We start from the raw sequence: 20811 nt of genomic DNA on the forward strand, positions 1-20811 counted from the left end.
GGTGGGGACTTGCCCCCTCCCACATGTTGATCCGGTTCCGTCAGCCGACTGAGGGCGCCGAGCCGATCCCTGTCGTCGTCCTGACCCGGCCTTCGAGCCTGCGCTTCAACCCACGCGCTTCGATCACCAGCTTCGAGCCCTTGGCCGCATTCGCCCGGCCCCATTCTTCCAGCAACTCCAGGCAGGAATGGTCGATATAACTCAGGTTACTCAGCGGTACGTGCACCGTCGTGCCCGGCGGCACCGTCGCCAGCACCTGGGTCAACGCCGGCACTTTCAGGAAAGTCGCCGCACCGGTCAAACGCAGCTCCATTTCCCCCTCCGGGGGCAGGTCGATCAGACTGACTTTCAGGCGCGAGGCCTTGAGCGCCAGCTTGACCAGTGTGAGCCCGAAGCCCACCAGCACACCGGTCAGCAGGTCGGTGAAAATGATCGCCAACGCCGTGGCCGCATAGGTAAACATCGGCATGCGCCCATAACGACCGAGGGCCTTGAAGGCCTTGATGTCCACCAGCTTGATCCCGGTGTACACCAACACACCCGCCAGACTCGCCACAGGAATGCTTTGGAGCACGCTCGACAGCAACAGTACGAACCCCAACAGCCATACGCCATGGAACATCGCTGACAACCGCGTGGTGGCACCGGCCTGCACGTTGGCCGAGCTGCGCACGATCACACCGGTCATCGGCAGGGCACCGACCAGGCCGCACAACATGTTGCCCACGCCTTGGGCGGACAATTCCTTATCGAAATCGGAACGCTGGCCGCTGTGCATGCGGTCGACCGCTGCCGCAGAGAGCAGGGTTTCGGCACTGGCGATAAACGCCACCGCAAACGCGGCGATCAGCAACTGAGGGTCGGCCAGGTTCAGCAGGTCGCTGGGACGCAGCCAATCGATGGCGTCGGCGAGGTTCTCCGGGACTTCCACACGCTTGACCTGCAACGCCAGCACCAGGCTGGCCACCGTTGCCAGGCCCACGCCCAACAGGGCTCCGGGCACGAAACGCAGGGTTTGCGGACGGAATTTATCCCACAGGTACATCACCAGCATCGTCGACAAACCGAGCAAGCCGGCCTGCCAACCCAGGCCGCCGCCCAAGGTAGGAATCGCCTCCGCCAGCGCGGCGGGGAAGCCCGTCAGGTTATCCAGCCCTGAGGGCTTGGGCGCACCGTCGAGCATCACATGGATCTGCGATAGCACAATCAATACGCCGATCCCCGCCAGCATCCCGTACACCACCGCCGGCGCCGTGACGCGGAACCAGCAACCCAGGCGCAGGCGCCCGGCCACCAGCTGCAGGAAGCCGGCCAGCAGCAGGATCGGCCCGAGCATCAGCATCCCATGCTGGCGCACCAGCTCGAACACCAAGACCGCCAGACCCGCTGCCGGGCCGCTGACCTGCAGCGGCGAGCCCGCCAACCAGCCCACCACCAGGCCACCGATAATCCCGGTGATCAGGCCCTTGGCCGGCGGCATGCCGGACGCGATGGCGATCCCCATGCACAGGGGCAGGGCGACCAGAAACACAACCACGGAGGCGAGCAGCTCCCGTGGCAATACAGCTTTCAATTGAGCAGCACGCATGATGGCTCTCCCGAGGTATTCGCCGGGCGCGGCAAAGCCTGGCTGCATCCATGGCAGCCACCGCTTTACCCGGCAGGGAAGTGTTTAGAAGCGCGCTTTAGGCGTCGCGGAAGGAATTGGCCCTTCGCCGCTTAACGGTCGGAATGCCGACTGATCAGCATCGTAGGCTCGAATTTCACTGGTCTCGATGTTGTAGATCCAGCCGTGAATAAACAGCTGACCGTTGGCCATGCGCGACGCCACCGAAGGATGGGTACGCAAATGCTGCAGTTGGGCGATGACGTTTTCTTCGGTGAGCACTTTCATGCTCTCGCCTTCGTTGGCACAGTCGCAATTGTCCTCGACCATGGACTTGGCGACTTCGGCGTGCCGCAGCCAGGCCCTCACCGTTGGCATCTTCTCCAGGCTGGCGGGGTTGAGGACCGCGCGCATGGCGCCACAATCGGAGTGCCCGCACACGATGATGTGCTGCACGCCCAAGGCCAGTACCGCGTATTCGATGGCAGTGGAGACACCGCCGTTCATCTGCCCATAAGGCGGCACGACGTTACCGACGTTGCGGGTCACGAACAGGTCGCCGGGAGAGCTTTGGGTAATCAGCTCAGGCACGATGCGCGAGTCGGCGCAGGTAATGAACATCGCCCGCGGGCTCTGGGCCGTGGCGAGTTTCTTGAAGAGTTCTTCCTGCTGAGGGAAGACGTCGTGATGGAAATGCAAAAAGCCGTCAACGATATGTTTTAGCGCTGCATCGGCAGACTCTGCCACCTGAGGGGCTGAAGCCGACGCAGCCAACGGCTGTTTATCCTTGTCACTCATGATTCATCCTCTTGATTAATGCAGGGGAGTTTTCAGGTCAGTTCGACGCCAGGCCAGTGAAATAGTTGTAAAAGCCACAAACCAGGCTGCCGACTCATCAGTCACTCGCTGAACAAGGTAACCACCGAAACTTAACTCAAACTGAATGAACCGCTCTAGATCGCGGGTTTCAGTGATGTCAAAACGCGACTATTCCTACAGGAATGGTGCATTCTGCCTTTTCAGTCTACAACAATGCCATCTGTCTGCCCGGTGGGCAGAACGCCGTGCAATCCAGATTGAAGCCTTCTCTGCGATCGAGCCCCAGGCGTTTGATCGCCTTGCTGAAGCGCTGGGCCAGCAGGTCGGCAAACGGCCCCTCGCCCCGCATGCGGACGCCGAACCGACTGTCGTAGACCTCACCACCGCGCACCTGGCGCACCAGGCTCATGACATGGGCCGCACGCTGCGGGTAATGCGCCGCCAGCCACTCCTCGAACAGCGGCGCCACCTCCAGCGGCAGGCGCAACATCATGTACGCCGCACTCTGCGCACCGGCAGCATGGGCTTCGGTGAGCAGGCTTTCCAACTCGCTGTCGTTGATCATCGGGATCATCGGCGAGCACAGCACGCCCACCGGGATGCCCGCCTCGCGCATCACCCGTATGGCCCGCAACCGTGCCTTGGGCGCGGCGGTGCGCGGCTCCAGGATGCGCTTGAGCTCATCATCCAGGCTGGTGAGGCTGATCATCACCGCCACAAGGCGTTGCCTGGCCAGCTCAGCCAGCAGGTCCAGGTCGCGCAGGATCAACGAGCCCTTGGTAATGATGGTGACCGGGTGCCGATAACGCAGCAGCACCTCGAGGGTTTGCCGGGTGATCCTGTACTCGCGCTCGATAGGCTGGTACGGGTCGGTGTTGGAACCCAGGTTGATCGGCGCACACACATAGCCCGGCTTCGACAGCTGCTGCTCCAGCACGTCGGCCGCGTTGCTCTTGGCGATCAGCCTGGTTTCGAAATCCAGCCCCGGCGACATGTCCCAATAGGCGTGGCTGGGCCGTGCATAGCAGTAAATGCAGCCATGTTCGCAGCCACGATAGGGATTGATGGAGCGGTCGAACGGCAGGTCAGGCGAGTTGTTGCGGGTGATGATGGTCTTGGCCGTTTCGATGCGCACTTCGGTGCCCTGGGTCGGCGGCACTTCCTGGTACCAGCCGTCGTCCTCGGCCACGCTGACGGTGGGCGCAAAGCGGTTGTGCAGGTTGGTGGCCGTGCCCCGACCACGGGGCGGCAGCGGAGTAGACATGAAAGCGCCTCGATACTGTTTTTATATACAGTATCGAGGCGCGAGGTTCCTGACCAGTGCCGTCTGGCGGTCAGTGCTTTTGTGTGACCTGCCCCAGGTCATCGCCCGAGGTGGTGCGCATGTCGTTCTTGCGCAGGTCGGCCACATCACTGGCTTTCACCGCGGCCCCCTGGTTACCCCAACTGCCACGGATGAAGCTGACCACATCCGCCACTTCCTGGTCCGACAGGCGCCAGGCGAACGCCGGCATGGTAAAGGTCGACGGTGCCGTGTGAGTGGCCGGCAATGTGCCGCCGTTCAACACGATGTTGATCAACGACGTGGCGTCCGCAGTCTGCACCACCGGGTTGCCCGCCAACGCCGGGAACACCCGTGTGTAACCATGGCCATCGGTACGGTGGCAGGCCGCACAGTTGTCGATGTACACCGAGGCGCCGGGCTTGCTGTCATCGCCCTTCCACAGCGCCTCGGCCACCTGCTTGTCATACTGGTGCGGCTGGTCCTGCGGGTCCACCGCCGGCAGGCTCTTGAGGTAACGGGCGATAGCGGTCAGGTCGTCCTGGGACATGTACTGCATGCTATGCACGACCACGTCGCTCATACCGCCAAACACCGCACTGCGATCACTGCGACCGGTCTTGAGGAATTGCACCAGCTGCGCCTCGCTCCAACTGCCGAGGCCGTCCTTGTGGTCACCGCGCAGGCTCTTGGCGATCCAGCCTTCCAGTGGCGCGCTGCCGGACAGGAAGGCCTTGCCGTCAGTCGCGCTCAGGGCTTTTTCCTGCATGGTCAGGGCGCGTGGTGTATGGCACGCGCCACAGTGGCCAAGGCCTTCCACCAGATAGGCGCCACGGCTGATCACCGGGTCTGCGTCGGCCACGACAGGCTTATCCACCACCTCAGGGGCAAACATCCAGCGCCACGCCGCCAGCGGCCAACGCATGCTCAACGGCCACGGAATGTCGCTGTCCTTGTTCACCTGGGCGACCGGTTCCACGCCCTTCATGAAGTACGCATACAACGCCTGCATATCGCTTTCGCTGACACGTGCATAGGACGGGTAGGGCATCGCCGGGTAAAGCGTACTACCACTCTTGGCGACACCGTGACGCACGGCCTTGTCGAAGTCCTCGAAGCTGTAGTCGCCCAGGCCGGTCTTGTCCGGGGTGATGTTGGTGGAATAGATCACACCGATGGGGGTTTCCATCGGCAGGCCACCAGCGAACGGTTTGCCGCCCTTGGCGGTGTGGCAGGCCACGCAGTCACCGGCGCGGGCCAGGTATTCGCCCTGCTTGATCAGGTCGGTTTCGGCGGCACTGATCGAGCAGCTGCTGAGCAGGGCAAACGTCGCGATAACAAATGCTTTCATGGTCATCGCTCCTTATGCCTGAACCAGCGGGCCGGGGTTTTTCAGGTACTGCTCGCGGATCGCCCGGGCCGACCAGTAGGTCAATGCCGCCACCAGGCCGGTAGGGTTGTAGCCCAAGCCCTGTGGGAAAGCGGATGCGCCGGGGACAAACACGTTGTGCACATCCCAGCACTGCAAGTAGCGGTTCAGCGCACTGGTCTTCGGGTCGGTCCCCATGATCGCGCCACCGTTGAGGTGGGTGGTCTGGTAGGACGCGGTGTTGAAGTGCTCACCGACTTTTTTGCCCAGCACGGCTATCGCCTTGGGGTTCATCGCTTCGGCGACCTTGCCCATTTTCTCGACCATGAAGCGGTTCATCTTGATGTCGTTTTCCTGCCAGTCGAACGTCATGCGCAGCAACGGCAGGCCGTAGGCATCACGGTAGACAGGGTCCAGATCCAGGTAGTTACCCCGGTAGGATTGATGGGCACCGTGTGCATCCATCGACACCTGGTGGGTGTAGTAATCGGCGGTGGCGCGCTTCCAGGCACTGCCCCAGGCCGGAGTGCCGGGCGGGTTGGACGTACCGGCAATCGGCCGGCTGCCGGCCTGGTTGACCCACATCGGCGAACCGCCCACAAAGCCATGGGGCCCGTGATCGAAGTTGTCGGCGTTGAAGTCATCGATGGCCACGCCATTGCCGCCGGCACCGATAAAGTTGTTGGTATGGGTGTCCTTGTCGAAGAACGCCTTGATGGTGGCCATGTTCTGGTAGGCAAAGTTCCTGCCCACCACACCCTCATTGGTTATCGGGTCGTAAGGCTTGCCGATGCCCGACAGCAGCATCAGCCGCACGTTGTGGAACTGGAATGCGCCGAGGATCACCAGGTCTGCCGGTTGTTCGCACTCTCGACCCTGGGCGTCGATGTAGGTCACGCCGGTGGCCTTGCTCTTGGTGCTGTCCAGATTGACCTTGAGCACGTGGGAGTTGGGCCGCAGCTCGAAATTCGGCACTTGGCGCAGCGCCGGCAGGATGTTCACGTTCGGCGAGGCCTTGGAGTACATGTAGCACACGTAGCCGCTGCAAAAACCGCAGAAGTTGCACGGGCCCATCTGCGCGCCGTAGGGGTTGGTGTAAGGCCCCGAGGTATTGGCTGAGGGCAGGTTGTAGGGCTTGTACCCGACGCTGGCGGCGGCTTTCTGAAACAGCTGTGCGGAGACTGTGTTCTTTTGCGCTTCCAACGGAAACGGGTTGGAACGGTCCGGCGCATAGGGGTTGCCGCCACGACCTTCGCCCACCACCTGGCCTTTCACGGTCCAGGCCTGGCCTGAGGTGCCGAAGACTTTTTCCGCATAGTCGAAAAACGGCTCCAGCTCTTCGTAGCTCACGCCGAAGTCCTGGATGGTCATGTCCTTGGGAATGAAATGCTTGCCGTAGCGCTCTTCGTAATGGCTGCGCATGCGCAGTTCAATCGGATCGACACGGAAATGCACGCCCGACCAGTGCAAGCCCGCACCGCCCACGCCGTTACCCGGCAAAAACGCGCCGAGCTGACGGTTAGGCAAGGCAACGTCATTCACGCTATGGCGAATCGTCACCGTCTCCTTGGAGATGTCCTGGAAGAGTTTTTTACGCACGCTGTAGGTCAGTTCGTCGATGACCTGGGGATAGTTGCCGTCCGGGTAAGTGTCCTGCATCGGGCCGCGCTCCAGCGCTACCACGTTCAGTCCGGCTTCCGTCAGCTCCTTGGCCATGATCGCGCCGGTCCAGCCGAAGCCGACAATCACCGCATCCACTTTCTTCATGATGGTCGCCACGTTTATGCCCTCTCGCCGCGGATGGATACTGCCGGGAAGGGGTACTGCTCGTTGCGTTCCACCCAGTCCATGAAATCGGCGCGGGCGCCGGGGAAGCCAATCATGGTCCAGCCAACCATGCCTTTGTTGCCACCATGGATCGGGTCGCAGAAGAAGCCTTCCTTGGTGTTTTGCAGCAGCAGGTTGAAGAACATCTTCGGCGGCACCGCGTCAAAATGTGCCGTAACCTCACTGCCGCCCGCCTCCAGGCGCCGCAACATATCGTCTCGGGTAGCGCTGTCTTGCGCAGCAAAAACTTTGCCGTTGAACGCCTTCGACCAGGCATCCGTCGCGGCAATACCCAGGCGATAGATGTCCTTGGGCACCAATTTGCTCTGCCAACCCATCTCCGGCGGCGCATCGGCATTAAACGGGCCTTGCATGAACCACAGGGCACCGCTGGCGTAAGGCGTGTTCATCTGCCGGTCGATGTACTCCGGCGCGCCAGCTTCCAGGGCGCCGGGGCCTTGGGCATCGGCCGGGATCAGACGCTCGACGGCAGCGTTGATAAACGCCCATTCCTCCGCAGTGAAATAGCTTGGCTCGTAGGCTTTTTCGCTGACCACAGGCTTGGCTGGCGCAGCCTCGACCGGCGCAGGCGTCGCCATCAGCATCGAACCGCCAAGGCCGGTGCTGGCAACCGTGACCACCGGGATCAAGGTCAAGGATTTGCGTAGAAAGTCACGCCGGGGGTTGTCTTGATCTTGATCAGACATGGTGGCACCTCATCATGTGGTCACGGGGTTATCAGCCGCTTCTAGGGAGTGGCTTGGCGTTGTCGGGCGGCGAACTGGATCCAGGTGATCCAGGGAGATAGAGCGCAGCGCGCAAACAATAGTTACAAATGATAGCAGCCTAAGCATCGAGAGAATCGCTTCAGCGACTAAAGATTGAGGATTCACGATTCTTTGACGCACACCTCACACCTCCTTGATCCGCCGTGACCGACTCTGGGCGCCATCAACCACTCCCTGTACGGTGACGTCGCCCATGTACAAGCATCATTGGTTGCCGGCCCTGGGCCTGGCGTTCATGGCACTGTTCACCACAGCTTTTGCGCGGGCCGATGACGCTACGTCCCTTCGTTCTCCAGAATGGGCCCAGCCAGTGGGCGACCGCTACAACCTGCATCAAATGACGCCCACGCTCTATCGCAGCGCATTGCCGGATAGCAAGGCAGCGCCGTTGCTGGAACAGCTCAAGATCGGCACCGTGATCAACTTCCTGCCCGAGTCCGATAGCAACTGGCTGAAGGCGCCAGGCATCCGTCAGGTTCAGTTGAGTTATCGCACCAACCATGTGGATGACTCTGACGTGCTGGCGGCACTCAGGGCGATCAAGGAAGCGGAAGCTGACGGCCCGGTGCTGATGCACTGCAAGCACGGCTCTGACCGCACCGGCCTGATGGCGGCGATGTATCGCGTGGTGATCCAGGGATGGAGCAAGGAGGATGCGCTGAACGAGATGACCCTGGGCGGTTTCGGCACCAGTAACGGCTTCAAGGACGGCGTTCGCTACATGATGAGGGCCGATATCGACAAGTTGCGCACAGCCTTGGCGAATGGCGACTGCAGCACCAGCGCGTTTGCCTTGTGCTCAATGAACAGCTGGCTGAACCCGGCGAGCAAGGATCACGACCCCGCCGAGGAAAAAACCGCACTGCTGGTTACCCCCTGAGACGCACTCCCAGGGGGTAGACGAGTCAGTCTTTCTTCAGCTTCGGGTTAGGGAAAAACTGCACCGCCTGCACCTTCGGGTCCGGCGCTTTCAACGCCGATGTATTGACCCGCGTGCCCAATTCCTTGGGCACCGACAGACCTTGATCATTCAGCGTATCGGTATACCCGCAGGCCACGCACTCGCGATGCGGCACGCTGTCCTCGGTCCACATCTTCAACTTGTCCGGTTCGCTGCACGCCGGGCAGACCGCCCCGGCGATAAATTGCTTTTTGGTAATCACAGGCCCTTCACTCATGCTGCTGCGTCCTCACTCAGGCCGCTGTGGCGCAAGAGTGCGTCAATCGACGGGGCACGTCCGCGGAAGTCGACGAACAGCACCATCGGCGCCTGGGAACCGCCGCGCGCGAGGATCGCCTCGCGGAAGGCACGGCCGGTCTCGGCATTGAGCACGCCGTCTTCTTCGAATTTGGAGAAGGCATCCGCCGACAGCACTTCGGCCCATTTGTAGCTGTAGTAGCCCGCGGCATAACCGCCGGCGAAGATGTGCGCAAAGCTGTTGGGGAAGCGGTTGTAGGCTGGCGGACGCATCACCGACACCTCATCGCGCACACCTTCGAGCACCTGCGCCACGCTGCGGCCATCGCCATGGGTGGCATGCAACTCGAAGTCGAACAGCGAGAACTCCAACTGGCGCACCATCATCAGGCCGGACTGGAAGTTCTTCGCCGCGAGCATTTTTTCCAGCAGGTCCTGGGGCAGTGGCTCGCCGCTTTCATAGTGGCCGGAGATCAGCGCCAGGCCTTCCGGCTCCCAGCACCAGTTCTCCATGAACTGGCTTGGCAATTCCACCGCATCCCACGCCACGCCATTGATACCGGACACGCCGGCATGCTCGACGCGGGTCAGCAGGTGATGCAGGCCATGGCCGAATTCGTGGAACAGGGTGGTCACTTCATCGTGGGTCAGCAGGGCAGGTTTGCCGCTGTCGGCCGGGGTGAAGTTGCACACCAGGTTCGCCACCGGGCTTTGCAGCACACCGTCGATGGTACGACGACGGTCGCGCGCGCCGTCCATCCAGGCACCGCCACGCTTGTTGGCGCGGGCGTACAGGTCGAAGAAGAAGCGCCCGACGTGCTGGCCGTTTTCCTTGATTTCAAACAGGCGAACATCCGGGTGCCAGGTGTCGAAGCCTTTTTGCTCGGCAATCTCGATGCCGTACAAACGCTGCACAATGGCGAACAGGCCGCCCAGCACCTTGTCGATCGGGAAGTAGGCGCGCAGGGCTTCCTGGGACACGCTGTAGCGCTGCTCACGCAGCTTTTCGCCGTAGAAACCGCTGTCCCAGCTTTGCAGGTCGGCGCAGCCTTGTTCGGCGGCGTAGGCCTTGAGCTGTTGCAGGTCCTGGGCAGCGAACGGCTTGCTGCGCTTGGCCAGGTCCCGCAGGAAGCTCAGCACCTGGTCGCTGGACTCGGCCATCTTGGTGGCCAGGCTCAGCTCGGAGAACGAGGCGTAACCCAAAAGCTTGGCCAGTTCCTGACGCAGGTCGAGGATCTGTTCCATCACCGGGCCGTTATCGTTCTGACCGGCATTCGGGCCCTGGTCTGACGCACGGGTGCAGTAGGCCGCGTAGATTTCTTCGCGCAGGGCGCGGTCCTGGGCGTAGGTCATGACCGCGTAGTAGCTTGGAAACTCCAGGGTGATCAGCCAACCGTCGAGGCCTTTGGCCTGCGCGGCAGCAGCCATCTGCGCCTTGGCCGAATCGGTCAGGCCGGCGAGGGTGGCTTCCTCGGTGACGTGCTTGGTCCACGCCTGGGTGGCGTCCAGCAGCTGGTTGGAGAATTTGCTGCCCAGCTCGGAAAGCTTGCTCTGCACTTCGGCGTAACGTTTTTGCTGCTCAGGCGGCAAGTCGATACCCGAGAGGCGGAAGTCGCGCAGGGAGTGTTCAAGAATAGTTTTTTGCGCCACGTCGAAACCGGCGGCTTCCGGGCTGTTGGCCAGGGCTTCGAAGGCTTGGAACAGCGCGCGGTTCTGGCCCATCTCGGTGGAGTAGGCACTCAACGCCGGCAGGCACGCCTCGTAGGCTTCGCGCAGCTCGGCGCTGTTGCACACGGCGTTGAGGTGGCTGACCGGGCTCCAGGCGGCGCCCAGGCGATCATTCAATTCGTCCATGGCCAGCACCAGGCCGGCCCACGTCGGATTTTTACCCTGGCTTTGCAGGATGCCTTCGATGGCAACACGGTTGTCGGCGAGGATCTGTTCGATGGCCGGTTGCACGTGCTCGGCACGGATCGCCGAGAACGGCGGCAGGTCGTAGGACTGCAGAAGAGGGTTGTTCGCGCTCACGGTTGGCACCTTGGCTGAAGAAACATGTAAGAACAAAGATGGGGCCATCTTAATTACAATCAACGCCCACCGCAGCTATCAGCACATAAGAGAGAGGCTATCGTGACCCTTCGCACCTATCAGAATCACACGCCAACCCTGGGCGCCGGGGCTTTTGTCGATATTTCGGCGGTGGTGATCGGCGATGTCGAAATCGGCACCGACAGCTCGGTCTGGCCGCTGACCGTGATTCGCGGCGACATGCACCGCATCCGTATCGGCGCGCGCACCAGCGTGCAGGACGGCTGCGTGCTGCACATTACCCATGCCGGACCGTTCAATCCTGACGGTTTCCCGCTGCTGATCGGCGATGACGTGACCATCGCCCACAAGGTCATGCTGCATGGCTGCACGGTGGGCAACCGGATTTTGATCGGCATGGGCAGCATCGTGATGGACGGCGCCGTGGTGGAAGACGACGTCATCATCGGCGCCGGCAGCCTGGTGCCACCGGGCAAGAAACTCGACAGTGGTTTTTTGTATGTGGGCAGCCCGGTTAAACAAATCCGCCCGCTGACTGACAAGGAACGCGCCTTTTTCACCTACAGCGCCGCCAACTACGTGAAGCTCAAAGACCTGCACCTGGCTGAAGGATTCGACCAATGACCCTGCCTTACCAAACCGTCCTGTTCGACCTGGATGGCACCCTCACCGATCCACGCGAGGGCATCACCCGCTCGATCCAGTACGCCCTTGGCAAACTGGGCATCGACGAACCCGACCTGACCCAACTCGAACACTTCATCGGCCCGCCGTTGCTGCAAGCCTTCATGCAGTTCTACGACTTCGATGAGGCCAAGGCCTGGGAGGCGGTGAATTTCTACCGCGAGCGCTTCAAGGTCACCGGGCTGTATGAAAACCGCGTATTTGACGGCGTGATGCCGCTGCTCGAAGACCTGGGCAAACAGGGCCGCCAGTTGTACGTCGCCACGTCCAAGCCCTGGGTGTTTGCCCGCGAGATCGCGCGGCATTTCGATTTTGCCAGGCACTTCAAGGTGATCTACGGCAGTGAACTGGACGGGACACGCACCAACAAGGTCGAGTTGATTGCGCATTTGATCAGCGAAGAAGGCCTGGACCCGGCGACCACCTTGATGATCGGTGATCGTAAGCACGACCTGATCGGGGCGCGCAGCAATGGCGTGGATTCGGCGGCCGTCGGTTATGGGTTTGGTAGTTTCGAAGAGTTGAACGCCGAGGCGCCGACCTGGCACTTTGAGACATTGGCGCAGATGCATCAGGCGTTTTTGCAACGACCCTGAGGCCGCCATCGGGGGCAAGCCTCCTCCCACATTGGGAGCGGCTTGCCCCCGATGAGGCTCTACCGATCAGTACCTTCCAACCGCCTCAACGCAGCCTTGCGCTGCGCCACCGGCAACTCGCCCATCTTCTCCACTGCGGCGTAAAACTTGCGCCAATCCCCGCCTTCCTGCCTGAACAACGCCGCAAACGCCGGCACCCACCGGTCATACAGCCCGAACGGCAACAACCGCGCATTGTTCATCGGCAGGTTCATCCAGGCGTCATAACGCTTGTCCCCACCCCATTGGCTATCGCGCATCTGCCGGTACTCACGGCGCAACGCCTCGAATTCGGCCGCCTTGGCCTGGCGCATCGCCTCGACGGACAGCGGTTGCACGTAGAGTTTTTCCAGGCGCCTACGTGTATCGAGAATCAGCTGGGTAAATTGGTCCCGCTGCTGCCGCGTCGAGCTGCCAAGCGGGGCCAGGCCCTGGGCCGCGCGCCACTGGCGGGTGCCTTCCTGCTCGACGAAGCTGGCAAACGACTCGTTGAATTCGGTGTCATCCTTCACGTAGAACCGCTGGTGCGCCAGCTCATGGAAGATCAGCGTGGCCAGGCGTTCGTCGCCCCAGTTCATCATCGAATTCATGATCGGGTCGTTGAACCAACCCAGGGTGGAATAGGCTTCGACGCCACCTATCGATACGTCCATGCCTTGCTGGCGCAACAACGCCGCCTCACCTCGCGCCGCGCCCTGGCGGTAATAGCCGCGATAGGCCACGCAACCGGCAATGGGGAAGCAATGGGTTTGAGGCGCCAGGGAAAATTCCTGCGTGGCGAAGACATTCCAGACCACATAGGGTCGACCAATATCCGCATACAACCGGTAACTTTGGTTGTCCGGCAGATGCAGGTGTTCGCTGGCGAAGGTCCGGGCTTTCTGTGCTTGTGCAAGGTGATCACGCAGCCCCTGCGGCCGCGACGGATCGGCGATGACCTCGGCAACCGGTTCCCGGGCTCGCAACAGCTGCCACTGACCACCTGCCAATTGGCTGTAGTAACTGACGCTGGAACAGCCACTGAGCAGCACGACTATCAACCCTGGAAGAAAACGCCTGACCATGCCCCGACCACTCCTGGGTGATGTGTTCGCCAGACTATCGCGCCTGAAGGGGATTTTTCCACGGCGTGGCGTGTTTATACTCAAACCTCTCCTTGCGTTGAGTACCTGCCATGCGCCAGCTCCTGCTTCCCGTCGTCGCCCTGTTGCTCAGCGCCTGCGCTTCGCCCCCCCTGCCGCCGGTCGACCCGCATCAGGCCTGGGTCGATTTCGCTACGCCGACGCCGGGAGCCAAGCTGGTGATGGCGCAACGCCTGGATGGTAAGAACCTGCCGGACGGACGCTACTTCCAGGTGCCACCGGGCAGTCACGAGTTGATGGTGCGCTTCGATTTCGAGGTGCCGACCGGTGGCAGCCTCAATGGCTTTGGGCAAACGGCCGACCGCACCTGTTTCATCACCTTGCAGTACGACCATTTCGAGGCAGGCCAACGCTATCGCCTGGAAGGACGCTCATTGGCCTTCACGCCGAATATCCGGCTGTATAACGCCGCTCGCCAATTGCTGGCGGAAGAGCGCAGCGTCAACTGTCTCTGATCAATCGTTGTTCTTCTGATAGATGATGGCTTTGGTACCGTTCTCACAGCTGCCGACGACCATGGCGACGTCGTGCTTGTCAGCCTCTTCCTTGCTGACAATTTCCAAGGTGTAGGACGGAACCGCGTTCGCCTGGATCTTGACCTCAATCTCTTTCCTGAGCTCTTCGCAGTCTTTTGGTGCGGCCACAGCCGATGTGGCCAACACACCGCAAATGATCGCCAAAGCAAAACGTTTCATGTGTGAAGCTCCCTGAATGCATGCGCACGGGTGTGCGCCTAAGGCTGCATAGGCTATAGGACCACATTCGGGAAACACGAGTTCTGATTTAACGCAGAACAAAATGTGGGAGGGGGCTGGCCCCCTCCCACAGTGGACCGGCAATGTCAGCTGACCAGCGTGGCATCCAGGCTGATCTTCGCATTCAGCACCTTGGACACCGGGCACCCTTCCTTGGCCTTCTTGCTCAATTCATCGAACTGCGCCTGGCTGGCACCCGGGATCTTGGCCTTGAGCACCAAGTGCACGGCGGTGATCGCGAAGCCGCCATCGACCTGGTCCAGGGTCACTTCGGCCTGGGTGTCGATGCTGTCAGCCTTGAGCCCGGCGTCGCCGAGAATCATGGAAAAAGCCATGGAGAAACAACCGGCGTGGGCCGCGCCAATCAGTTCTTCGGGGTTGGTACCCTTGCCGCCTTCGAAACGGGCCTTGAAGCCGTAGGGCGCTTCGCGCAGCACGCCGGTTTCGGTGGAAATGGAGCCCAGGCCAGTCTTCAGATCACCTTCCCAATGCGCGGATGCCTTTTTAACGATACTCATAGCTTTCTCCTCGAACGGTGGTTTTGCGTCGGTAAGGTTCTGAGGATAGACGCGCCGGCAAAGTTCAGTTGTAAGAGAAACCTAGCGATTAAGTAGGAAATTTAACCTTCCCTATTGAATCTCGGGTATATGCCCTCATTGCATAGGACATGCACATTGAAGCGGCAGGTTCTGGTTCGTCTAAGAAGCCTGCGCCCCCATTGGAGAAGCAGGCTTATGAAATCGCTGTCCGACGTAAAGTTCTCGACCCTCGACCTGGTGCCGGTGCGCGCCAACGGCAGCCCGGCGCAGTCGCTGCGCAATTCCCTGGATTTGGCCCAGCATGTGGAAAAGTTCGGCTACAACCGTTTCTGGGTGGCGGAACACCACAATATGGATGGCATCGCCAGCTCGGCCACCTCGGTATTGCTGGGCTACCTGGCCGGCGGTACCTCGACGATTCGCGTCGGCTCCGGCGGCGTGATGCTACCCAACCATGCACCGCTGGTGATCGCCGAGCAGTTCGGCACCCTGGAAAGCCTCTACCCCGGGCGTATCGACCTGGGCCTGGGCCGCGCACCCGGCTCCGACCAGATGACCGCCCGCGCCCTGCGCCGTGAACGCTCCGGCAGCGCGGATGACTTCCCGGAAGATGTGGCCGAACTGATGGCCTACCTCGGCCCACGCACGCCGGACCAACGGGTGATTGCGGTGCCCGGCACCGGCACCAACGTACCGGTATGGTTGCTGGGTTCCAGCCTGTTCAGCGCGCAACTGGCGGGCGAACGCGGTTTGCCCTACGCCTTCGCCTCCCATTTCGCACCGCGTTTGATGCACGAGGCGATTCGCGTGTACCGCAACCACTTCAAGCCCTCGGCCGTGCTGGACAAGCCTTACGTGATGCTTGGCATTCCCTTGGTTGCCGCCGACACCGATGAGCAGGCCGACTACCTGGCCACCTCGGTATACCAGCGCATCCTTGCCTTGATGCGTGGGCAAAGCCTGGTCCAGCGCCCTCCCGTGAAAACCATGGACGGCCTGTGGCTGCCCCATGAAAAAGACGCCGTCGGCAGTTTCCTCGGACTGGCAATGGTGGGCAGCCCGGCTAAGATCCGCGCCAAGCTGGAAGTGCTGATCGAACAGACCGGCGCCGACGAATTGATCTTCACCTGCGACCTGTACGAGCACGCCGATCGGATTCATTCCTACGAGCTGCTGGCGCAGTTGATGAAGGGCTAAACCCCCAGGCGAAAAAAAACCGACGCACCTGTGGCGAGGGAGCTTGCCCCCTCGCCACAGGTGCGTCGGCTTCAAGCCCGCCACACGGAATTAACCGCGCTTGTAGACGATTTCCTTGGTACCACCTTCACAGGTGCCAACCACTTTAGCGTCGGTCGAGGCGCCTTTATCCACGACTTCCAGCGAATAACCCGAAGCGCCCTTGGCGTCGATTTTCGCTGCAATTTCACTTTTCAGCTCTTCACAAGGCTTGCCCGCCGCCAGGGCCGTGCCCGCAATGCTCAACAAACCTACCGCTAACAGGAACTTCTTCATCCGTCACTTTCCTTGCGCTGATTGAAACGAGCGTGCCGACGCTGCAGGCATCGGCACCCATTGTTTGTAGCGCAGGTTATGGCAATCGGCCAGCCGGCAAGTTCAACCGGTGCGATCAACTACTGGCAATTCGAAACCCCACCTTGAGCGTGACCTGGTAGTGGGCGACCTTGCCGTCCTTGATATGACCACGGGTCTCCGTCACCTCAAACCACTCCAAGTGCTTGATGCTCTTGTTGGCTTCGGCCAGGGCATTGTTGATTGCGTCTTCGATGCTGGTGGTGGACGAACCTACCAATTCGACTTTCTTGTAGGTGTGATGATCAGACATGGTGTTTCTCCTGAGGGTCGTCAATAAAGCCTAGCAGTCATTGTTCATACTGCTTCTGGCGACGGTTCCTACCCGAAAGTTCAGATTTACTGCACTTTCTGAAACCGCTGGAGTCGGTATCTACACACGCCACTCAATCACTTCAGGAGAATTCACATGGCCAACACTTCTTTACGCAAAGCGTCGCTGGAAAGCATGGAAGCCGAGATTTCGAGCCTGCTCAAGTCCCTTGAGAGCCTCAAGGACGATGCGTCGGATGAGTCGCGCAAAACCCTGAAGGCCCTGAAAAGCAATGCCGAGAATGCCCTCAAGCATTCCCGTCACCTGATCAGCGATGCCTACGAAGAAAGCAAAGTCAAAATCCGCGAAACCGGTGTTGCTACCCGGGATTATGCACAAGAGCACCCATGGACCACCGCCGGCGTCGCCGTTGGCGCACTGGGCCTGCTGGCAGCTTACCTGCTGTGCAAGCGTGGTGACTGATTGACCGGCTACACCGGCGGGCGCGCCAGCTCAGCCTTGAGCCAGTGCGCCAACCGACCCGCGCGCCCGTCTGCGGCGCGCTTGGGTAGCCACAACGCCAGGTGCGCCGGGGTTTCACTGAAACCCCACGGCGCCACCAGGCGACCCGCACGCAGGTCCTCTGCTACCAGCGGTTCTGGCGCAATCGCCACACCCAACCCTGCCACCGCCGCCTCCAGCAAATAATACAAATGCTCAAAACCCTGGCCGTGTTTCAACGCGCCGGGCTCGATGCCGTGCCGTTGCGCCCAACTGGGCCAGGCTTGCGGACGGGACGTGGTGTGCAATAAAGCTTCGCCACACAAGGCATGCGGCGGCGCCTGGCGTAGGCGCTCGTAACCGGCAAAACGCGGGCTCATCACCGGGCCGATACGCTCGCTCGCCAGCTCATACACCTGCATATCCGCCGGCCACGGCGGTTCGGCGAAGACCAGCAGGGCATCGAGACCGGGGCGTCGAGGGTCGAGGTCGCCGTCGCCCGCCGACAGGTGCAGGCGCAGGTCCGGCAGGTCGGCATTCAAGCGCCCCAGGCGCGGGATCAACCAACGCGCCAGCAGACTGCCTGAGCAGCCGAGCACGAAAGGTGCGTCGGCGCTGGCCTGGGTGAGTTCGGCGCACACGTCCCGCAAGCGCTCGAACGCCTCGGCGCTGGCATCTCGCAAGCGCACACCTGCATCTGTGAGTTTAAGGCCGCGCCCGTCCTTGATGAACAGGCTGACACCCAAATGCTCCTCCAGCACTTTCAACTGGCGGCTGACCGCACCGTGGGTCACGTGCAATTGCTCAGCAGCCTGGCTGACGCTGTTGAAGCGGGCAGTGGCTTCAAATGCGCGCAGGGCATTGAGGGGCGGGAGGTCTCGGCTCATCTGTGAGTTTTCCTGACAGGTTGCAGCGATCTTATCGGTTTTCAGCGCCGGATGTGAGGGGTAGAGTGGCCGTCATTGCTTCCCATACAGAATTCCTACCTGGAGCGTCCCATGACTCAGTCCCAGACCGATCTGCGCAACGGCCCTGACGCCAACGGCCTGTTTGGCGCGTTTGGCGGCCGCTACGTCGCCGAAACCCTGATGCCGTTGATCCTCGACCTGGCCCGCGAATACGAAGCGGCCAAGATCGATCCGGCGTTCAACGAAGAATTGGCCTACTTCCAGCGCGACTACGTCGGCCGCCCCAGCCCGCTGTATTTCGCCGAGCGCCTGACCGAGTTCTGCGGCGGCGCCAAGATCTACCTCAAGCGCGAAGAGCTGAACCACACCGGCGCGCACAAGATCAACAACTGCATCGGCCAGATCCTGCTGGCGCGGCGCATGGGCAAGAAACGCATCATCGCCGAGACCGGCGCCGGTATGCACGGCGTAGCCACGGCCACCGTGGCCGCGCGTTTCGGCCTGCAGTGCGTGATCTACATGGGCACCACCGACATCGAGCGCCAACAGGCCAACGTGTTCCGCATGAAGCTTTTGGGCGCTGAAGTGATCCCGGTGGTCGCCGGCACCGGCACCCTCAAGGACGCCATGAACGAAGCCCTGCGCGACTGGGTGACCAACGTCGACGACACCTTCTACCTGATCGGCACCGTGGCCGGTCCGCACCCGTACCCGGCGATGGTGCGCGACTTCCAGGCCGTGATCGGCAAGGAAACCCGCACCCAGCTGCAAGCCCAGGAAGGCCGCCTGCCGGACAGCCTGGTGGCATGCATCGGCGGTGGCTCCAACGCCATGGGCCTGTTCCACCCATTCCTGGACGACACCAGCGTCGAGATCATCGGCGTTGAAGCCGCCGGCCACGGCATCGAGACCGGCAAGCACGCCGCCAGCCTCAACGGTGGCGTACCGGGTGTGCTGCACGGCAACCGTACCTTCCTGCTGCAGGACGACGACGGCCAGATCATCGACGCCCACTCGATTTCCGCCGGCCTCGACTACCCAGGCATCGGCCCGGAACACGCCTGGTTGCACGATATCGGCCGCGTCCAGTACACCTCGGTGACCGACGATGAAGCCTTGGACGCGTTCCACAAATGCTGCCGCCTGGAAGGGATCATTCCTGCCCTGGAAAGCGCCCACGCCCTGGCCGAAGTGTTCAAGCGCGCGCCGACCCTGCCGAAGGATCACCTGATGGTGGTCAACCTGTCCGGCCGTGGCGACAAAGACATGCAGACCGTGATGCACCACATGGAACAGTCTCAGCAGGAGAAACACTAAATGAGCCGCCTGCAAACCCGCTTTGCGCAACTCAAGGAACAAAACCGCGCCGCCCTGGTGACCTTCGTCACGGCCGGCGACCCGGGTTATGACACCTCGCTGGCGATCCTCAAGGGCTTGCCCGCTGCGGGCGCCGATGTGATCGAGTTGGGCATGCCCTTCACCGACCCGATGGCCGACGGCCCGGCCATCCAACTGGCCAACATCCGCGCACTGGAAGCCAAGCAGAACCTGCTGAAAACCCTGCAGATGGTGCGTGAGTTCCGCAAGGACAACAACGACACCCCGCTGGTGTTGATGGGCTACTTCAACCCGATCCACAAATACGGTGTGCCTAAGTTCATCGCTGACGCCAAAGAGGCCGGCGTCGACGGCCTGATCGTGGTCGACATGCCGCCAGAACATAACGGCGAGCTGTGCGACCCGGCCCAGGCCGCAGGTATCGACTTTATCCGCCTGACCACGCCGACCACCGATGACGTGCGCCTGCCGACCGTGCTCAACGGCAGTTCCGGGTTCGTGTACTACGTATCCGTGGCCGGTGTGACCGGCGCTGGCGCCGCGACCCTGGAACACGTCGAGGAAGCCGTGACCCGCCTGCGTCGGCATACCGACCTGCCGATCAGCATCGGTTTTGGTATCCGCACACCGGAACAGGCGGCCGCCATCGCGCGCCTGGCCGATGGCGTGGTGGTGGGCTCGGCCCTGATCGATCACATCGCCAATGCCAGCAATGATCAACAAGCAATCGATGGCGTATTGAGCCTGTGCGCGGCGCTGTCGGAAGGTGTGCGCAACGCCCGTAAGTAAGCACCATGTAGCGAGAGGTAAAGTTCCTGATACAGAGGAATCAACGCGCGCAATGACGGCCTAAACAGCAAGACCAAGGGATTTCGAACCGCGTTCGAGATCCCTTTTTTGTATGTGTGCCCTGAGGAATACCCGATGAAAATGCCCAAATCCGTGATTGCAGGCCTTGGTGTGCTGGTGCTTGGCGCCAGCGCCCTGGTGCAAGCCGCGCCGCCTGACCAGCGGGGTGACGACCGTGGCGGCCCGCAGGGCCAGCACGAGCAACGTGGCGACGACCATCGCGGCCCGCAGGACAACCGTCGCGGCGGCCCGCCCCAGGACTTCGGCCCGGTACGCCAGATCATTCACGACAACCACGGCCAGTTCTCCCGTGGCGCACCGCCGCCGCCGAATGTGCGCCTGGTGCGCGGCCAACCCCTGCCTCGCGGCTACTACGGCGAGCGCCTGGACAACCGTGCGCTGGCGCGCCTGCCGGTGTACCCGGGTTATGAGTGGCGCCGTTCGGGGCCGGATGTGGTGTTGATCGCGGTGGGTACCGGTATCGTCTATGAAATTCTGGACGGCGTGCTGAACTGATCCGGGCTTTTTCCATATAGGCTAGGCTTGAGGGGGGACACACGCCCCCTCAACGCACTTCGTGCCTATTGCCGTCTAACCACCTCTGCAAGTCACGCCTTCTTGCGTTGCCGGTCGTTAAGTTAGCTGCATCAGAAGTCATTATCGTCTCCCAGGAGTCCAT

Annotated in this window: 23 protein-coding genes; 9 read left to right on the plus strand and 14 right to left on the minus strand. The window is 61.5% G+C overall.

What is annotated here, in order from left to right:
* Positions 1–40 precede the first annotated feature (40 nt).
* The 6 genes from BM416_RS11100 to BM416_RS11125 form a co-directional block, all read right to left on the minus strand.
* On the minus strand, positions 41–1588 hold the full coding sequence (locus BM416_RS11100; RefSeq protein WP_092488107.1) for a SulP family inorganic anion transporter: 1548 nt from the start codon (positions 1586–1588) through the stop codon (positions 41–43).
* A gap of 84 nt (positions 1589–1672) precedes the next feature.
* Entirely contained in the window at positions 1673–2404 is a 732-nt protein-coding gene (locus BM416_RS11105; RefSeq protein WP_027608119.1) for a carbonic anhydrase, read from the minus strand.
* Positions 2405–2630: 226 nt separating this feature from the next.
* Positions 2631–3689 (minus strand): PA0069 family radical SAM protein, encoded by a 1059-nt coding sequence (locus BM416_RS11110; protein ID WP_065926840.1) that lies wholly within the window; start codon positions 3687–3689, stop codon positions 2631–2633.
* A 70-nt stretch (positions 3690–3759) separates the two neighbouring features.
* Complete coding sequence (locus tag BM416_RS11115) at positions 3760–5058, minus strand: cytochrome c (RefSeq protein WP_027608121.1); 1299 nt, start codon at positions 5056–5058, stop codon at positions 3760–3762.
* A gap of 12 nt (positions 5059–5070) precedes the next feature.
* Positions 5071–6855 (minus strand): GMC family oxidoreductase, encoded by a 1785-nt coding sequence (locus BM416_RS11120; RefSeq protein ID WP_092488108.1) that lies wholly within the window; start codon positions 6853–6855, stop codon positions 5071–5073.
* A 2-nt stretch (positions 6856–6857) separates the two neighbouring features.
* Complete coding sequence (locus BM416_RS11125; protein WP_092488109.1) at positions 6858–7610, minus strand: gluconate 2-dehydrogenase subunit 3 family protein; 753 nt, start codon at positions 7608–7610, stop codon at positions 6858–6860.
* 274 nt (positions 7611–7884) lie between these two features.
* Here BM416_RS11125 and BM416_RS11130 point away from each other — a divergent pair, with 274 nt between their 5' ends.
* On the plus strand, positions 7885–8571 hold the full coding sequence (locus BM416_RS11130) for a phosphatase domain-containing protein (protein WP_092488110.1): 687 nt from the start codon (positions 7885–7887) through the stop codon (positions 8569–8571).
* 25 nt (positions 8572–8596) lie between these two features.
* On the opposite strand, the gene BM416_RS11135 is transcribed toward BM416_RS11130, so the two are convergent.
* Together BM416_RS11135 and prlC are read right to left on the minus strand one after the other, a co-directional pair.
* Complete coding sequence (locus BM416_RS11135) at positions 8597–8869, minus strand: YheV family putative zinc ribbon protein (protein ID WP_027608125.1); 273 nt, start codon at positions 8867–8869, stop codon at positions 8597–8599.
* Positions 8866–10917, minus strand: coding sequence for an oligopeptidase A (gene prlC / locus BM416_RS11140; RefSeq protein ID WP_065926837.1), 2052 nt, complete (start codon positions 10915–10917; stop codon positions 8866–8868). Before prlC ends, BM416_RS11135 begins: the two co-directional genes overlap by 4 nt.
* Positions 10918–11019: 102 nt before the next feature.
* Here prlC and BM416_RS11145 point away from each other — a divergent pair, with 102 nt between their 5' ends.
* A complete protein-coding gene (locus BM416_RS11145; RefSeq protein ID WP_027608127.1) occupies positions 11020–11562 on the plus strand; it encodes a gamma carbonic anhydrase family protein in 543 nt (180 codons plus the stop codon).
* On the plus strand, positions 11559–12218 hold the full coding sequence (locus BM416_RS11150; protein ID WP_065937881.1) for an HAD family hydrolase: 660 nt from the start codon (positions 11559–11561) through the stop codon (positions 12216–12218). Before BM416_RS11145 ends, BM416_RS11150 begins: the two co-directional genes overlap by 4 nt.
* A gap of 59 nt (positions 12219–12277) precedes the next feature.
* Here BM416_RS11150 and BM416_RS11155 read toward each other — a convergent pair whose 3' ends face one another.
* Complete coding sequence (locus BM416_RS11155; RefSeq protein ID WP_092488111.1) at positions 12278–13321, minus strand: aminopeptidase; 1044 nt, start codon at positions 13319–13321, stop codon at positions 12278–12280.
* Positions 13322–13431: 110 nt separating this feature from the next.
* On the opposite strand from BM416_RS11155, the gene BM416_RS11160 reads away from it, so the two are divergent.
* Positions 13432–13854, plus strand: a complete 423-nt coding sequence (locus BM416_RS11160) for a PA0061/PA0062 family lipoprotein (RefSeq protein ID WP_092488112.1) — start codon at positions 13432–13434, stop codon at positions 13852–13854.
* On the opposite strand, the gene BM416_RS11165 is transcribed toward BM416_RS11160, so the two are convergent.
* Both BM416_RS11165 and BM416_RS11170 read right to left on the minus strand, forming a co-directional pair.
* Positions 13855–14094, minus strand: a complete 240-nt coding sequence (locus tag BM416_RS11165) for a DUF1161 domain-containing protein (RefSeq protein WP_017734725.1) — start codon at positions 14092–14094, stop codon at positions 13855–13857.
* A gap of 146 nt (positions 14095–14240) precedes the next feature.
* A complete protein-coding gene (locus BM416_RS11170; RefSeq protein ID WP_027608131.1) occupies positions 14241–14672 on the minus strand; it encodes an OsmC family protein in 432 nt (143 codons plus the stop codon).
* A 216-nt stretch (positions 14673–14888) separates the two neighbouring features.
* Here BM416_RS11170 and BM416_RS11175 point away from each other — a divergent pair, with 216 nt between their 5' ends.
* Positions 14889–15890, plus strand: coding sequence for an LLM class flavin-dependent oxidoreductase (locus BM416_RS11175; RefSeq protein WP_021491416.1), 1002 nt, complete (start codon positions 14889–14891; stop codon positions 15888–15890).
* A 90-nt stretch (positions 15891–15980) separates the two neighbouring features.
* On the opposite strand, the gene BM416_RS11180 is transcribed toward BM416_RS11175, so the two are convergent.
* Positions 15981–16205: a DUF1161 domain-containing protein gene (locus BM416_RS11180; RefSeq protein WP_005783407.1), complete on the minus strand. Its 225-nt coding sequence runs from the start codon at positions 16203–16205 to the stop codon at positions 15981–15983.
* Between the two features lie 115 nt (positions 16206–16320).
* Positions 16321–16536, minus strand: coding sequence for a dodecin (locus tag BM416_RS11185; RefSeq protein WP_027608132.1), 216 nt, complete (start codon positions 16534–16536; stop codon positions 16321–16323).
* A 156-nt stretch (positions 16537–16692) separates the two neighbouring features.
* Here BM416_RS11185 and BM416_RS11190 point away from each other — a divergent pair, with 156 nt between their 5' ends.
* Positions 16693–17019, plus strand: a complete 327-nt coding sequence (locus BM416_RS11190; RefSeq protein WP_003170746.1) for an ElaB/YgaM/YqjD family protein — start codon at positions 16693–16695, stop codon at positions 17017–17019.
* Between the two features lie 8 nt (positions 17020–17027).
* Here BM416_RS11190 and BM416_RS11195 read toward each other — a convergent pair whose 3' ends face one another.
* Entirely contained in the window at positions 17028–17924 is an 897-nt protein-coding gene (locus BM416_RS11195; protein WP_092488113.1) for a LysR family transcriptional regulator, read from the minus strand.
* Between the two features lie 111 nt (positions 17925–18035).
* Between BM416_RS11195 and trpB the strand changes: the two genes are divergently transcribed.
* The 3 genes from trpB to BM416_RS11210 all read left to right on the plus strand — a co-directional run bounded on the left by trpB (position 18036) and on the right by BM416_RS11210 (position 20648).
* The gene (trpB, locus tag BM416_RS11200) at positions 18036–19262 is read left to right on the plus strand and encodes a tryptophan synthase subunit beta (protein ID WP_027608134.1); all 1227 of its coding nucleotides are present in this window, start codon (positions 18036–18038) and stop codon (positions 19260–19262) included.
* A complete protein-coding gene (gene trpA / locus BM416_RS11205) occupies positions 19263–20072 on the plus strand; it encodes a tryptophan synthase subunit alpha (RefSeq protein ID WP_065926830.1) in 810 nt (269 codons plus the stop codon).
* Positions 20073–20207: 135 nt separating this feature from the next.
* Positions 20208–20648, plus strand: coding sequence for an anti-virulence regulator CigR family protein (locus BM416_RS11210; protein WP_027608136.1), 441 nt, complete (start codon positions 20208–20210; stop codon positions 20646–20648).
* The last annotated feature ends 163 nt before the right edge of the window (positions 20649–20811 follow it).

Source organism: Pseudomonas sp. NFACC42-2 (genome assembly GCF_900116055.1).
Classification (GTDB): domain Bacteria; phylum Pseudomonadota; class Gammaproteobacteria; order Pseudomonadales; family Pseudomonadaceae; genus Aquipseudomonas; species Aquipseudomonas marginalis.